The following is a 14060-nucleotide window of genomic DNA, read 5'->3' on the forward strand; positions in this document are numbered from 1 at the left end:
CGACGGCCGCTACAGTGCGGCAAGTAGCCGAGAGAACAACGAGTGCTGGCCGAATACCTGCCGACCCTGCTGTTCCTGATCGTTGCCACGGGGGTCGGCATCGCCCTGCTGATCATCGGCAACCTGTTGGGCCCCAAACTCCCGACCCCGGAAAAGCTGTCGCCCTACGAGTGCGGCTTCAACGCGTTCGAGGATTCGCGCATGCAGTTCGACGTGCGCTACTACCTCATCGCCATCCAGTTCATCATTTTCGACCTGGAAATCATCTTCATCGTGCCCTGGGCGACGGTGTTCCGCGAGCTGGGGCCGCTGGGCCTGGTCGAGATGGGCATCTTCGCGGGCATGCTGCTGCTCGGGTTCATCTACGTGTGGAAGAAGGGAGCGCTCGAATGGGAGTGATCCAGGCGATTCGCGGCCTGGCGGATTCGGCAAGCAACCCGCTGCCGGACGGACGCGTCGACGACATCCTGCGCCCGGAAACCCTGCTCGGCGGCTCGGCGGACAACAACCCGCTGCTCGAGCGCGGTTTCGTCACCACCAGTTCGGACGTGCTGCTCAACTGGGCGCGCACCGGGTCGATGTGGCCGATGACCTTCGGCCTGGCCTGCTGCGCGGTCGAGATGATGCATGCCGGCGCCGCGCGCCTGGACCTGGACCGCTACGGCGTGGTGTTCCGCCCGTCGCCACGCCAGTCGGACGTGATGATCGTGGCCGGCACCCTGGTCAACAAGATGGCTCCCGCGCTGCGCAAGGTCTACGACCAGATGCCCAACCCCAAGTGGGTGATCTCGATGGGCAGCTGCGCCAACGGCGGCGGCTATTACCACTATTCCTACGCGGTGGTGCGCGGCTGCGACCGCGTGGTGCCGGTCGACGTGTACGTGCCGGGCTGTCCGCCCACGGCCGAGGCGTTGATCTACGGCATCCTGCAGCTGCAGAAGAAGATCCGCCGCGCCACCAACTTCGGCGACCAGAAGACGGGGATGCGCCATGGGTGATCGCGTCTCGCGCGAGGCCGCTTCGGCCTTCGCGGCGCGCCTGCGCGCGCGCTTCCCGGATGCCGAGGTCGTCGTGGCGGAGCCGCGCGGCGAGGTGGGGCTGACCACGGCCGGGGACTGGCTGGAGGTGTGCACCGCGCTGCGCGACGAGTTCGGCTTCGAGTCCCTGGTCGACCTGTGCGGCATCGACTACCTCGGCTACGGCAGCGACGAGTGGGATACCAACGCCTCGTCCGAAGGCTTCAGCCGCGGTGTCGAAGGCAAGGGCCCCGGCCGCTTCCGCTTCGGCGAGTCGCCCTCGCAGCAGCTCGACGAGCCCGACGGCGTCGGCGCGATCCCGGTGCCGCAGCGGCGTTTCGCCGCGGTGGCGCAGCTGCTGTCGGTGCAGCACAACCGTCGCGTGCGCGTGACCTGCCTGGCGCCCAGCGACGAGTTGCCGGTGGTGTCGTCGCTGACCGGCGTGTGGCCGGTCGCCAACTGGTTCGAGCGCGAGGCGTTCGACCTGTTCGGCATCGTGTTCAGCGGCCACCCGGACCTGCGCCGGATCCTGACCGACTACGGTTTCGTCGGCCATCCGTTCCGCAAGGACTTCCCGCTGATCGGCAACGTCGAGGTCCGCTACGACGCGGACAGGAAGCGCGTGGTGTACGAGCCGGTGACCTCGGTCGAGCCGCGGGTCAACGTGCCGCGCGTGGTCCGCGACGACGCGCGCTACCTGACCGCGGTCGACGAGCAGCGCGCGCGCCGCGAGCAGGCGCGCGCCACGGAGGGATCGAAGTGAGCAGTACCCCCCACGTTCCCGTGCGCCAGGCCAGCGAAGGCTTCGCCAGCAACGCGTCCGAGCAGCGCCAGGAAATCCGCAACTACACGCTGAACTTCGGCCCGCAGCACCCGGCTGCGCACGGTGTGCTGCGCCTGATCCTGGAGATGGACGGCGAGGTGGTGCAGCGCGCCGACCCGCACGTCGGCCTGCTGCATCGCGGCACCGAGAAGCTGGCCGAGTCCAAGCCCTTCAACCAGTCGATCGGCTACATGGATCGCCTGGACTACGTGTCGATGATGTGCAACGAGCACGCCTACGTGCGCGCGATCGAGACCCTGATGGGGATCGAGGCGCCGGTGCGCGCCCAGTACATCCGCACGATGTTCGACGAGATCACCCGCATCCTGAACCACCTGATGTGGATCGGGTCCAACGCGCTCGACCTGGGTGCGATGGCGGTGTTCCTGTACGCGTTCCGCGAGCGCGAGGAACTGATGGACGTGTACGAGGCGGTGTCGGGCGCGCGGATGCACGCGACCTACTACCGCCCCGGTGGCGTCTACCGCGACCTGCCCGACCGCATGCCGCGCTACCGCGAGTCGCCTTGGCGCAAGGGCGCCAAGCTCAAGCGCTTCAACGAGTGGCGCGAGGGATCGATGCTCGACTACCTGGAGGCCTTCGCGAAGGACTTCCCGAATCGGGTGGACGAATACGAGACCCTGCTCACCGACAACCGCATCTGGAAGCAGCGCACGGTCGGCATCGGCGTGATCCCGCCGGAGCAGGCGCTGGCCTGGGGCATGACCGGCCCGATGCTGCGCGGCTCGGGCGTGGCCTGGGACCTGCGCAAGAAGCAGCCGTACGCGATGTACGACGCCGTCGACTTCGACATCCCGGTGGGCGTCAACGGCGACTGCTACGACCGCTACCTGGTGCGCGTGGCCGAGATGCGCGAGTCCACCCGCATCATCGAGCAGTGCGTGCGCTGGCTGCGGGCCAATCACGGCCCGGTGATGATCGACAACTACAAGGTCGCGCCTCCCTCCCGCGAGGAGATGAAGGACGACATGGAAGCGCTGATCCACCACTTCAAGCTGTTCTCCGAGGGCTACAGCGTGCCCGCCGGCGAGACCTATTGCGCGGTCGAGGCGCCCAAGGGCGAGTTCGGCTGCTACCTGGTCAGCGACGGCGCCAACAAGCCGTTCCGCGTGCACCTGCGCGCACCGGGCTTCGCGCACCTGTCGTCGATGGACGAGATCGTGAAGGGGCACATGCTGTCGGACGTGGTGGCGATGATCGGTACCTACGACATCGTGTTCGGCGAAATCGACAGGTAAGGCAGGCGATGAAAGCGACAGGCAATTTCGAGAACGCGCGCAACGTCGACCCGATGGTCGCGCTGAGCGACGCGACGCGCGCGCACATCGACCACTGGCTGACCAAGTTCCCGCCGGACCGCAAGCGTTCGGCGGTGCTGCAGGGCCTGTTCGCGGCGCAGGAGCAGAACCAGGGCTTCCTGACCGACGAGCTGATCGCGGCCGTGGCCAAGTACCTCGACCTGCCGCCGGTGTGGGCCTACGAGGTCGCGACCTTCTACTCGATGTTCGAGACCCAGAAGGTCGGCCGCAACAACGTGGCGTTCTGCACCAACATCAGCTGCTGGCTCAATGGCGCCGAGCAACTGGTCGAGCACGCCGAGAAGAAGCTCGGCTGCAGGCTGGGCGAATCCACCGCCGACGGCCGCGTCTACCTCAAGCGCGAGGAAGAGTGCGTGGCGGCGTGCTGCGGCGCGCCGGTGGTCGTGATCAACGGGCATTACCACGAGAAGCTCACCCCCGAGAAGGTGGACGAGCTGCTGGACGGGCTGAAGTAATGGCGGGTCATTCTCATTATTCCGAAGGCTACGGCCCGGTCGGCCCGGCTCCGAAGGAGCACCAGGCCGTCTACACCACGCTGCATTTCGACAAGCCGTGGTCGTACGAGAACTACCTCAAGACCGGGGGCTACCAGGCGCTGCGGAAGATCCTCACCGAGAAGATCCCGCCGGCCGACGTGATCGAGATGGTCAAGCAGTCCGGCCTGCGCGGCCGCGGCGGCGCGGGCTTCCCGACCGGCCTGAAGTGGAGCTTCATGCCCAAGGGCGAGATGCAGAAGTACATCCTCTGCAATTCCGACGAATCCGAGCCCGGCACCGCCAAGGATCGCGACATCCTGCGCTACAACCCGCACGCGGTGGTGGAGGGCATGGCGATCGCCTGCTATGCCACCGGTTCGACCGTGGGCTACAACTACCTGCGCGGCGAGTTCCACCACGAGCCCTTCGAGCACCTCGAGGAAGCCACCCGCGAGGCCTATGCCAACGGCTGGCTGGGCAAGGACATCCTCGGCTCGGGCATCGACATCGACATCTACAACGCGCTGGGCGCGGGCGCCTACATCTGCGGCGAGGAAACCGCGCTGATGGAGTCGCTGGAAGGCAAGAAGGGCCAGCCGCGCTACAAGCCGCCGTTCCCGGCCAACTTCGGCCTGTACGGCAGGCCGACCACGATCAACAACACCGAGACCTACGCCTCGGTGCCGGCGATCGTGCGCAACGGCGCCGAGTGGTTCATGAACCTGGGCAAGCCCAACAACGGCGGCTGCAAGATCTTCTCGGTCTCCGGCCACGTGGCGCGCCCGGGTAACCATGAGATCCGTCTCGGCACGCCGTTCTCCGAGCTGCTCGACCTGTGCGGCGGCATCCGCAACGGCAACCGCATCAAGGCGGTGATCCCGGGTGGCTCGTCGATGCCGGTGCTGCCGGGCGAGGTGATGATGGGCCTGACCATGGACTACGACGCGATCCAGAAGGCCGGTTCGGGCCTGGGTTCGGGCGCGGTCATCGTCATGGACCACACCACCTGCATGGTGCGCGCCTGCCAGCGCATCGCGCGCTTCTACTTCAAGGAAAGCTGTGGCCAGTGCACGCCGTGCCGCGAGGGCACCGGCTGGATGTACCGCATGCTCACCCGCATCGCCAACATGGAAGCCACCCTCGACGACCTGCAGATGCTGCGCAACGCGGCCGGGCAGATCGAGGGGCACACCATCTGCGCCTTCGGCGAAGCCGCGGCGTGGCCGGTGCAGGGCTTCCTGCGCCACTTCTGGCACGAATTCGAATACGCCATCGTGAACAAGCGCTTCTACGTCGACGACGAGCTCGCGGGCACGCTGGTCAAGGCTGAAAAGGTGGTCGCGTGAGCGCACAGCCCGTCAACCCGAACCTGCCGCCCGACCACGTCACCGTCTTCATCGACGGGGTCGAACTGGCCGCGCCCAAGGGCTCGATGATCATCCAGGCGGCCGACAAGGCCGGCATCCCGATCCCGCGCTTCTGCTACCACGACAAGCTGTCCATCGCGGCCAACTGCCGCATGTGCCTGGTCGACACCGAAGTGGGTGGCCGCTCCGCGCCCAAGCCGTCGCCGGCCTGCGCCACGCCGGTGATGGACGGGCTGAAGGTCTTCACGCGCAACGAGAAGGCGCTCAAGGCGCAGCGCAACGTGATGGAGTTCCTGCTGATCAACCATCCGCTCGATTGCCCGATCTGCGACCAGGGCGGCGAGTGCGAGCTGCAGGACCTGTCGCTGGGCTACGGCCGTTCGGTCAGCCGCTTCGTCGAGCGCAAGCGCGTCGTGGCGGACGAGGACCTCGGCCCGCTGGTCGCCAGCGACATGACCCGCTGCATCCAGTGCACGCGCTGCATCCGCGTCACCGCGGAGGTCGCCGGTACCTACGAGCTGGGCGGCATGCAGCGCGGCGAGAACCTGCAGATCGGCACCTACGACGGCAAGCCGCTGACCACCGAGCTGTCGGGCAACGTGATCGACGTGTGCCCGGTCGGCGCGCTGACCAACAAGGTGTTCCGCTTCCGCGCCCGCCCGTGGGAGCTGATCGCGCGCGAGTCGCTGGGCTTCCACGACGCGCTGGGCAGCAACCTGTTCCTGCACACCCGTCGCGGCGACGTGATGCGCGCCGTGCCGCGCGACAACGAGGCGGTCAACGAGTGCTGGCTGTCCGACCGCGACCGCTATTCGCACCAGGGCCTGTACGCGGACGACCGCGCGGTCCAGCCGCTGATCCGCGTCGCCAGCAACGGCGACGAGGGCGACTGGCGCGAGGCGTCGTGGGACGAGGCGCTGGCGAGGGCCGGTCGGATCCTGCGCGAGAACGGCGCCGACAACCTCGGCGTGCTGGTCCACCCGGCTACCTCCAACGAGGAAGGCAGCCTGCTGGCGCGCCTGGCGCAGGGCCTGGGCACCGGCAACCTCGACCACCGCATCGCCCAGCACGACCTGTCCGACGGCGCGGTCGCCGAGCCGTTCGCGATGCCGGTCGCCGACATCGACCAGGCCGATGCGATCGTGATCGTGGGATCGAACCTGCGCCACGAGGTGCCGCTGCTGCACCAGCGCGTGCGCAAGGCCTGGCGCCGCGGCGCGAAGGTGCACGTGGTCGGCCCGGTCGACTTCGAATTCGCCTTCGACATCGCCAGCAAGGCGATCGTCGCGCCGTCCCGGGTCGCCGACGCGCTGGCCGCGACGGAACTGGCCGAGGCGGTGCGTGGCGCCGAACGCGTCGCGGTGATCGTCGGTGCGGTGGCCGAGAACGGCCCGCACGCCGCCGCCATTCGCGCAGCCGCCGCGGCCTTCGCCCGTTCCACCGGCGCGGCGCTGTGCCGCATCCCGCAGGGCGCCAATGCCGTCGGCCTGGCCCGCCATGGCGTGCTGCCGACGGCGCGCGATGCCGGTGCGATGCTGGCCGAGGCGCGCGGCGCCTACCTGCTGTACGGCATCGAGCCGGGGCTGGACTTCGCCGACCAGGCCACCGCGCTCAAGGCGCTGGGTGGCGCGCAGGTGGTGGCCTTCAGCCACTTCGCCTGCCAGTCCACGCGCCGCGTCGCCGACGTGATCCTGCCGATCGCCACGCTGTTCGAGAGCGACGCCACGTTGACCAACCTGGAAGGCCGCGAACAGCGCGCCGTGGCCGCCGGCAAGCTGCCGGGCCAGGCGCGGCAGGGCTGGACCGTGCTGCGCGCCCTGGGTGGCGCGCTGTCGCTGCCGGGCTTCGAGTTCACCGACCTCGCCGGCCTGCGCGCCGGCATGCAGGCGGTCGCGCCCAGCGCGTCGGCCGGCCGGGCGACGGCGGCCGCTTCCGGCGACGGGCTTGAGCTGGCCGTGTCCCCGGCGATCTACCGCGTGGACGGGCTGACCCGGCGTGCGCAGGCGCTGCAGGCGCATCCGTTGACGGTCGGGCCGCGCCTGAGCCTGCATCCGGACGACGCGGGCGCGCTCGGCCTGGGGCAGGGCGCGATGGCGAAGGTGCGCAATGGCGCCGGCGTCGCCGCGCTGCCGGTCAACGTGAGCGGACTGGTCGCCCCCGGCTGCGCCTGGGTCGAGTCGGGCTACGGCGCCACCGCCGCGCTGGGCGCCGGCAACGTCACGGTGGAGGCGGCATGAGCGCGACCAATACCGCGACGCTGCTGTCGGACTGGACCGCGCCGCTGCACGACTGGCTGATCTCGCTGGGCGCCATCGGCGTGATCGCGTGGATCGTGCTCAAGGTGCTGGTCATCGCCGTGCCGGTGATCCTGGCCGTGGCCTTCTACGTGGTCTGGGAGCGCAAGCTGATCGGCTGGATGCATGCCCGCCATGGCCCGATGTACGTGGGCTGGGGCGTGCTGCAGGCCTTCGCCGACGTGTTCAAGCTCCTGTTCAAGGAAGTCATCCAGCCCAGCAGCGCGCACAAGGCGCTGTACGTGCTGGCGCCGCTGATCACCCTCGCGCCGGCGTTCGCGGCCTGGGCGGTGGTGCCCTTCGACGCGCAGCTGGTGCTGTCCAACGCCAACGCGGGCCTGCTGTACCTGCTGGCGATGACCTCGCTGGGCGTGTACGGCATCATCCTCGCGGGCTGGGCCTCGAACTCGAAGTACGCGTTCCTGGGCGCGATGCGTTCCGCCGCCCAGGTGGTGAGCTACGAGATCGCGATGGGCTTCGCCCTGGTCGGCGTGATGGTCGGCGCCGGCAGCCTCAACCTGTCGCAGATCGTGATGGCGCAGGCGGGCGACGCGGGCGTGTTCGAATGGTTCTGGCTGCCGATGCTGCCGCTGTTCGTCATCTACTTCGTATCCGGCGTGGCCGAGACCAACCGCGCGCCGTTCGACGTGGTGGAAGGCGAGTCGGAGATCGTGGCCGGCCACATGGTCGAGTATTCGGGCTCGGCGTTCGCGCTGTTCTTCCTGGCCGAGTACGCGAACATGATCCTGGTCAGCTTCCTGACCCCGATCTTCTTCCTCGGCGGGTGGCTGTCGCCGATCCCGGCGGCCTGGATCCCCGACGTGCCGGTGCTGGGCACGATCCTGGGCAGCGGCTGGTGGTGGCTGTTCGCGAAGGTGTTCTTCTTCGCCAGCTGCTTCATCTGGTTCCGCGCCTCGTTCCCGCGCTACCGCTACGACCAGATCATGCGGCTGGGCTGGAAGGTGTTCATCCCGCTGAGCATCGGCTGGATCGTGGTGGTGGCGTTGATGGCGTACTTCGGCGTGTTCGAGGCGGGGCAGTGATGGGCAAGTTCGTTTCCTGGTTCCGGAGCCTGCTGCTGCTCGAGCTGCTCGGCGGCATGGCGCTGACCTTCAAGTACCTGTTCCGTCCCAAGTACACGCTGATGTACCCGATGGAAAAGACGCCGCAGTCGCCGCGCTTCCGTGGCCTGCACGCGCTGCGCCGCTACCCCAACGGGGAAGAGCGCTGCATCGCCTGCAAGCTGTGCGAAGCGGTGTGCCCCGCGCTGGCGATCACCATCGACTCGGAACCGCGCGAGGACGGCACCCGCCGCACGACGCGCTACGACATCGACCTGTTCAAGTGCATCTTCTGCGGCTTCTGCGAGGAGTCGTGCCCGGTCGACTCGATCGTCGAGACCCACCTGCACGAGTACCACTTCGAGAACCGTGGCGAGAACATCGTCACCAAGCCGCAGCTGCTGGCCATCGGCGACCGGCTCGAAGCCGAGATCGCCGAGCGCCGCGCCGCCGACGCCGCCTTCCGATAAGCGACCGACCATGGATTTCGCACTGCTCGCCTTCCTCGCCTTCGCCGCCGTGGCCGTCGCCTCGGCCGGCGCGGTGATCAGCGTCCGCAACCCGGTGCACGCCGCGCTGTTCCTGGTGCTGACCTTCTTCACCGTGGCCTGCACCTGGATCCTGGCCGGCGCCGAGTTCCTGGGCGTGGCCCTGATCCTGGTCTACGTCGGCGCGGTGATGGTGCTGTTCCTGTTCGTGGTGATGATGCTCGACGTGGACGTCGTGCCGCTGCGCGAGGGCTACGTGCGCTACCTGCCGGTGGGCCTGCTGGTGGCGGTGGTGATGCTGGTCGAGATCCTGACCCTGATCGGCATCAAGTCGCGCCTGGCCCCGTTCGGCGTGGACGAGATCGACGCGGTCGGCGCCAGCAACGTCAGCTGGGTCGCGCGCCGCCTGTTCACCGACTTCCTGCTGCCTTTCGAGGTGGCCGCGCTGATCCTGACGGTCGCGGTCGTGGCCGCGGTCACGTTGACCCTGCGCCGCCGCCCCGGCGCCAAGCACCAGAACCCCGGCGAGCAGACCCGCACCCGCGCCGCCGACCGGGTGCGCATGGTCAGCATGCCGGCCGAGAAGCGCGTCGTCGAAGCGCCGCCGGCCGATGCCGCGGGCGAAGGGGAGGCCAAGTGATGGAATTCTTCGGACAGGGCCTGGCGCTGGGCCACTACCTCGCGCTCGGCGCCGCGCTGTTCTGCATCAGCGTCGCAGGCATCTTCCTCAACCGGAAGAACGTGATCATCCTGCTGATGTCGATCGAGCTGATGCTGCTGGCGGTGAACGTCAATTTCATCGCGTTCTCGCGCCACTTCGGCGACGAGGCCGGGCAGATCTTCGTGTTCTTCATCCTGACCGTGGCCGCCGCGGAGGCCGCGATCGGCCTGGCGATCCTGGTCACGCTGTTCCGCAACCGCAACACCATCAACGTCGCCGAAATCGACTCGTTGAAGGGGTGAGCCGATGCGCTTGCGCGCCACTGGCGCGCGCATCGGCGAACGCCCGGCCATGGATGGCCGGGCAGGACTCTCCGGAGCCCGCGTTGTACCGCCACGGATGGCTGCAGTGACAATTCGAACACCAGTACGCGCGCCACTGGCGCGCGCATCGGCGAACGCCCGGCCATGGATGGCCGGGCAGGACTCTCCGGAGCCCGCGTTGTACCGCCACGGATGGCTGCAGTGACAATCCGAACGCCAGGTACGCGCGCCACTGGCGCGCGCATCGGCGAACGCCCGGCCAGGATGGCCGGGCAGGGGCTCTCCGGAGCCCGCGTTGTACCGCCACGGATGGCTGCAGTGACAATTCGAACACCAGGTACGCGCGCCACTGGCGCGCGCATCGGCGAACGCCCGGCCAGGATGGCTGGGTGGCGGGCTCCCCGGAGCCCAGGCGGTACCGCCACGGATGGCCGCAGTGACAATTCGAATACCGGGTACGCGTGCCGCGGCGCGCGCATCGACCACCCCGGGGCAGTGAAGACGGTACGACTCCGGTAATGGACAAGACATGGCGATTTCCACAACCCACCTGCTGATCATCGTGCTGGCGCCGCTGCTGGGTGCGATCCTGGCGGGCTTCTTCGGCCGGCAGATCGGCCGCGCCGGTGCGCATGCCGCCACGATCCTCGGCGTCGCGGTCAGCTGCGCGCTGTCGGGCTACGTGCTGTGGCAGCTGGTGGCGCAGGGCGCCGCGCCCTACAACGCCAACGTCTACACCTTCTTCGAGGTGGGCAACTACGCCGCGCACGTCGGCTTCCTGGTCGACAACCTCACCGCGATGATGATGGTGGTGGTGACCTTCGTCTCGCTGCTGGTGCACGTCTACACCATCGGCTACATGGCCGAGGATCCGGGCTACCAGCGCTTCTTCAGCTACATCTCGCTGTTCACCTTCTCGATGCTCATGCTGGTGATGAGCAACAACTTCCTGCAGCTGTTCTTCGGCTGGGAAGCGGTGGGCCTGGTGTCGTACCTGCTGATCGGGTTCTGGTTCAAGCGCCCGACCGCGGTGTTCGCCAACCTCAAGGCCTTCCTGGTCAACCGCGTGGGCGACTTCGGCTTCCTGCTCGGCATCGCCGCGGTGATGTGGTACTTCGGCAGCCTCGACTACGCCACCGTGTTCGGCCGCGCCGGCGAGGTGCTCGACGGACGCACCATCCAGATCGTCGGCTCGACCGAGTGGTCGGTGGCCACGGTGATCTGCATCTGCCTGTTCATCGGCGCCATGGGCAAGTCCGCGCAGGTGCCGCTGCACGTGTGGCTGCCCGACTCGATGGAAGGCCCGACCCCGATCTCGGCGCTGATCCATGCCGCCACCATGGTCACGGCGGGCATCTTCATGGTCGCGCGCATGTCGCCGGTGTTCGAACTGAGCATGACCGCGCTCGACTTCGTGCTCTTCATCGGTGCCACCACGGCGTTCTTCACCGGCCTGATCGGCATGGTGCAGACCGACATCAAGCGCGTGGTTGCGTATTCGACGCTGTCGCAGCTGGGCTACATGACCGTCGCGCTGGGCGTATCGGCCTATTCGGCGGCCGTGTACCACCTGATGACCCACGCCTTCTTCAAGGCCCTGCTGTTCCTGGCCGCCGGCTCGGTCATCATCGGCATGCACCACGAGCAGGACATGCGCAAGATGGGCGGCCTGCGCAAGTACATGCCGATCACGTTCTGGACCACCGTGATCGGCACGCTGGCGCTGGTGGCCACGCCGTTCTTCAGCGGCTACTACTCCAAGGACACCATCATCGAGGCCGCCAGGCATGCCGCCGACGGCCGCGGCTGGGTGGGAACCTACGGCTTCTGGGCAGTGCTGCTGGGCGCCTTCGTGACCTCGTTCTACAGCTTCCGCCTGCTGTACCTGACCTATTTCGGCGAGGAGCGCTTCCGCCACGCGCACGCGTCCAGCGAGCATGCGACGCACGACGCGCACGGCCAGGAGACGCACCACGAGCCGCTGCACGACGACGGTCACGGCCACCACGACCACGGGCACCACGGCGTGCACGAGCCGCACGAGTCGCCCTGGGTGGTGACCCTGCCGCTGGTGCTGCTGGCGATCCCGTCGATCCTGATCGGCTTCTTCACCGCCGGCCCGATGCTGTTCGGCACCGACTGGAGCGGCCACGAGCAGGGCACGCCGTTCTTCGCCGGCGCGATCGAGGTGCTCGCCGCCCACGACGTGATGGCGCAGCTCAAGGACACCCTGTGGCACGGCCCGGTCGCGTTCGCGCTGCACGGCTTCCTGACCCCGGCGTTCTGGCTGACCTTCGCCGGCTTCCTGCTCGCCACCCTGATGTACGTGTGGCGACCCGGCCTGGCGCTGAAGGTGGCGCACGCGCTGCGCGGTCCGATCCGCGTGCTCGAGAACAAGTACGGCTTCGACGACCTGTGGATCAAGGGCTTCGCCGGCGGCGGCCTGCTGCTGGGCCGCGGCTCGCGCGAGGTCGACGGCAAGCTGATCGACGGCGTGCTCGTCAACGGCGCCGCCCGGGTGGTGGACTTCTCCGCCGGGCTGATCCGCCGCATGCAAACCGGATACCTCTACCACTACGCGTTCGCGATGATCGTCGGCCTGATCGTGCTCCTGGCCGTGCTGATCCGCCATTGGACCTGACACCGTGCAGAACTGGCCCCTCCTGAGTCTCCTGATCTGGCTGCCGATCTTCGGCGGTGCCGCCGTGCTCGCGCTCGGCGACAAGCGCGCCTCCGGCGCACGCTGGCTGTCGCTGGCCATCGCCGTGGCGGTGTTCCTGCTGAGCCTGCCGCTGTTCACCGGCTTCGACTATGCCGCCACCGGCCTGCAGTTCCTCGAGCGCCGCGAGTGGATCCCGGCCTACGACATCCAGTACCACCTGGGCGCGGACGGCATCTCGATCGCGCTGATCATCCTGACCGCACTGACCACCGCGCTGGTGCTGGTCGGCGCCTGGACCTCGATCGACCGGCGCGTGAGCCAGTACTACGGCGCGATGCTGATCCTCGAAGGCCTGATGATCGGCGTGTTCTCGGCCGTGGACGCGCTGCTGTTCTACGTCTTCTTCGAGGCCATGCTGATTCCGATGTTCATCATCATCGGCGTCTGGGGCGGCCCGAGGCGCGTGTACGCGTCGATCAAGTTCTTCCTGTACACCTTCCTCGGCTCGATCTTCATGCTGGTCGGCCTGATCTACCTGTACCTGAAGGCGGGCAGCTGGCAGCTGCCGGACCTGTACGCGCTGCGCCTGACCGCCAGCGAGCAGATGTGGCTGTTCTTCGCCTTCCTCGCCGCGTTCGCGGTGAAGGTGCCGATGTTCCCGGTGCACACCTGGTTGCCGGACGCGCACGTGGAGGCGCCGACCGGCGGCTCGGTGATCCTGGCGGCGATCATGCTCAAGATCGGCGGCTACGGCTTCCTGCGCTTCAGCCTGCCGATCACGCCCGACGCCGGCCACGAGTGGGCCTGGCTGGTCATCGCGCTGTCGCTGATCGCGGTGGTCTACGTCGGCCTGGTGGCGCTGGTCCAGGAGGACATGAAGAAGCTGATCGCGTATTCGTCGGTCTCGCACATGGGCTTCGTCACCCTCGGCACCTTCATCGCCTTCGCGCTGATGCGCGACGTCGGCGGCGGCGAGGACGCGGCGCGCCTGGGCCTGCAGGGCGCGATGGTGCAGATGATCTCGCACGGCTTCATCTCCGGCGCGATGTTCTCCTGCGTCGGCGTGCTGTACGACCGCATGCATACCCGCATGATCCGCGACTACGGCGGCGTCGCGAACGTCATGCCCTGGTTCACCTTCTTCATGGTGCTGTTCGCGATGGCCAACTCCGGCCTGCCGGGCACCTCGGGCTTCGTCGGCGAGTTCATGGTGGTCCTGGCCAGCTTCCAGCACCATCCGATGATCGCCTTCACCGCGGCGCTGACCCTGATCATCGGCGCGGGCTACTCGCTGTGGCTGGTGAAGCGGGTGATGTTCGGCGAGGTCGGCAACGCCCACGTCGCCGAACTCAAGGACATCAACGGCCGCGAGTGGCTGGTGCTGGGCGTGTTCGCGATCGGCACCGTGGCGATCGGCGTGTACCCCAAGCCGCTGATCGACCTGATGGACCCGGCGATCGCGCAGCTGGCCACCCACATCTCGGCCAGCAAGCTGTGACCCGGCGCGTGGCACCCCGCCTGGACGGAAAGACGGTGGCCCGCGCGGCCT

General features: G+C 68.1%; 13 protein-coding genes. All 13 read left to right on the forward strand.

What is annotated here, in order from left to right; genetic code table 11:
* The first annotated feature begins 42 nt into the window (after positions 1–42).
* Positions 43–399: an NADH-quinone oxidoreductase subunit A gene (locus ACFQ2D_RS00945; RefSeq protein ID WP_280941733.1), complete on the forward strand. Its 357-nt coding sequence runs from the start codon at positions 43–45 to the stop codon at positions 397–399.
* Entirely contained in the window at positions 390–998 is a 609-nt protein-coding gene (locus tag ACFQ2D_RS00950) for a NuoB/complex I 20 kDa subunit family protein (RefSeq protein WP_280941734.1), read from the forward strand. The genes ACFQ2D_RS00945 and ACFQ2D_RS00950 overlap by 10 nt, the downstream gene beginning before the upstream one ends.
* Positions 991–1779 (forward strand): NADH-quinone oxidoreductase subunit C, encoded by a 789-nt coding sequence (locus ACFQ2D_RS00955; RefSeq protein ID WP_280941735.1) that lies wholly within the window; start codon positions 991–993, stop codon positions 1777–1779. The genes ACFQ2D_RS00950 and ACFQ2D_RS00955 overlap by 8 nt, the downstream gene beginning before the upstream one ends.
* Before the next feature lie 20 nt (positions 1780–1799).
* On the forward strand, positions 1800–3098 hold the full coding sequence (locus ACFQ2D_RS00960) for an NADH-quinone oxidoreductase subunit D (RefSeq protein ID WP_280942046.1): 1299 nt from the start codon (positions 1800–1802) through the stop codon (positions 3096–3098).
* A gap of 8 nt (positions 3099–3106) precedes the next feature.
* The gene (gene nuoE, locus ACFQ2D_RS00965; protein ID WP_280941736.1) at positions 3107–3634 is read left to right on the forward strand and encodes an NADH-quinone oxidoreductase subunit NuoE; all 528 of its coding nucleotides are present in this window, start codon (positions 3107–3109) and stop codon (positions 3632–3634) included.
* Positions 3634–5001, forward strand: coding sequence for an NADH-quinone oxidoreductase subunit NuoF (gene nuoF / locus ACFQ2D_RS00970; RefSeq protein ID WP_280941737.1), 1368 nt, complete (start codon positions 3634–3636; stop codon positions 4999–5001). The genes nuoE and nuoF overlap by 1 nt, the downstream gene beginning before the upstream one ends.
* Positions 4998–7259, forward strand: coding sequence for an NADH-quinone oxidoreductase subunit NuoG (gene nuoG, locus ACFQ2D_RS00975; protein WP_280941738.1), 2262 nt, complete (start codon positions 4998–5000; stop codon positions 7257–7259). Before nuoF ends, nuoG begins: the two co-directional genes overlap by 4 nt.
* Positions 7256–8359: an NADH-quinone oxidoreductase subunit NuoH gene (gene nuoH / locus ACFQ2D_RS00980; protein ID WP_280941739.1), complete on the forward strand. Its 1104-nt coding sequence runs from the start codon at positions 7256–7258 to the stop codon at positions 8357–8359. The genes nuoG and nuoH overlap by 4 nt, the downstream gene beginning before the upstream one ends.
* Positions 8359–8847 (forward strand): NADH-quinone oxidoreductase subunit NuoI, encoded by a 489-nt coding sequence (nuoI, locus tag ACFQ2D_RS00985; RefSeq protein ID WP_280941740.1) that lies wholly within the window; start codon positions 8359–8361, stop codon positions 8845–8847. The genes nuoH and nuoI overlap by 1 nt, the downstream gene beginning before the upstream one ends.
* A 10-nt stretch (positions 8848–8857) precedes the next feature.
* Positions 8858–9505 (forward strand): NADH-quinone oxidoreductase subunit J, encoded by a 648-nt coding sequence (locus ACFQ2D_RS00990; protein ID WP_280941741.1) that lies wholly within the window; start codon positions 8858–8860, stop codon positions 9503–9505.
* Positions 9505–9828 (forward strand): NADH-quinone oxidoreductase subunit NuoK, encoded by a 324-nt coding sequence (nuoK, locus tag ACFQ2D_RS00995; protein ID WP_280941742.1) that lies wholly within the window; start codon positions 9505–9507, stop codon positions 9826–9828. The genes ACFQ2D_RS00990 and nuoK overlap by 1 nt, the downstream gene beginning before the upstream one ends.
* 550 nt (positions 9829–10378) lie before the next feature.
* Positions 10379–12490, forward strand: coding sequence for an NADH-quinone oxidoreductase subunit L (nuoL, locus tag ACFQ2D_RS01000; protein ID WP_280941743.1), 2112 nt, complete (start codon positions 10379–10381; stop codon positions 12488–12490).
* Positions 12491–12494: 4 nt separating this feature from the next.
* Positions 12495–14009: an NADH-quinone oxidoreductase subunit M gene (locus ACFQ2D_RS01005; protein WP_280941744.1), complete on the forward strand. Its 1515-nt coding sequence runs from the start codon at positions 12495–12497 to the stop codon at positions 14007–14009.
* Positions 14010–14060: the final 51 nt, after the last annotated feature.

Origin of the sequence: Luteimonas composti (assembly GCF_042678665.1) — a bacterium.
GTDB lineage: Bacteria > Pseudomonadota > Gammaproteobacteria > Xanthomonadales > Xanthomonadaceae > Luteimonas > Luteimonas composti.

Coding starts and splice junctions, on each gene's coding strand:
- ACFQ2D_RS00950 (WP_280941734.1), top strand. CDS start 390: ATGGGAGTGATCCAGGCGATTCGCGGCCTGGCGGATTCGGCAAGCAAC.
- ACFQ2D_RS00955 (WP_280941735.1), top strand. CDS start 991: ATGGGTGATCGCGTCTCGCGCGAGGCCGCTTCGGCCTTCGCGGCGCGC.
- nuoE (WP_280941736.1), top strand. CDS start 3,107: ATGAAAGCGACAGGCAATTTCGAGAACGCGCGCAACGTCGACCCGATG.
- nuoF (WP_280941737.1), top strand. CDS start 3,634: ATGGCGGGTCATTCTCATTATTCCGAAGGCTACGGCCCGGTCGGCCCG.
- nuoH (WP_280941739.1), top strand. CDS start 7,256: ATGAGCGCGACCAATACCGCGACGCTGCTGTCGGACTGGACCGCGCCG.
- nuoI (WP_280941740.1), top strand. CDS start 8,359: ATGGGCAAGTTCGTTTCCTGGTTCCGGAGCCTGCTGCTGCTCGAGCTG.
- ACFQ2D_RS00990 (WP_280941741.1), top strand. CDS start 8,858: ATGGATTTCGCACTGCTCGCCTTCCTCGCCTTCGCCGCCGTGGCCGTC.
- nuoK (WP_280941742.1), top strand. CDS start 9,505: ATGGAATTCTTCGGACAGGGCCTGGCGCTGGGCCACTACCTCGCGCTC.
- nuoL (WP_280941743.1), top strand. CDS start 10,379: ATGGCGATTTCCACAACCCACCTGCTGATCATCGTGCTGGCGCCGCTG.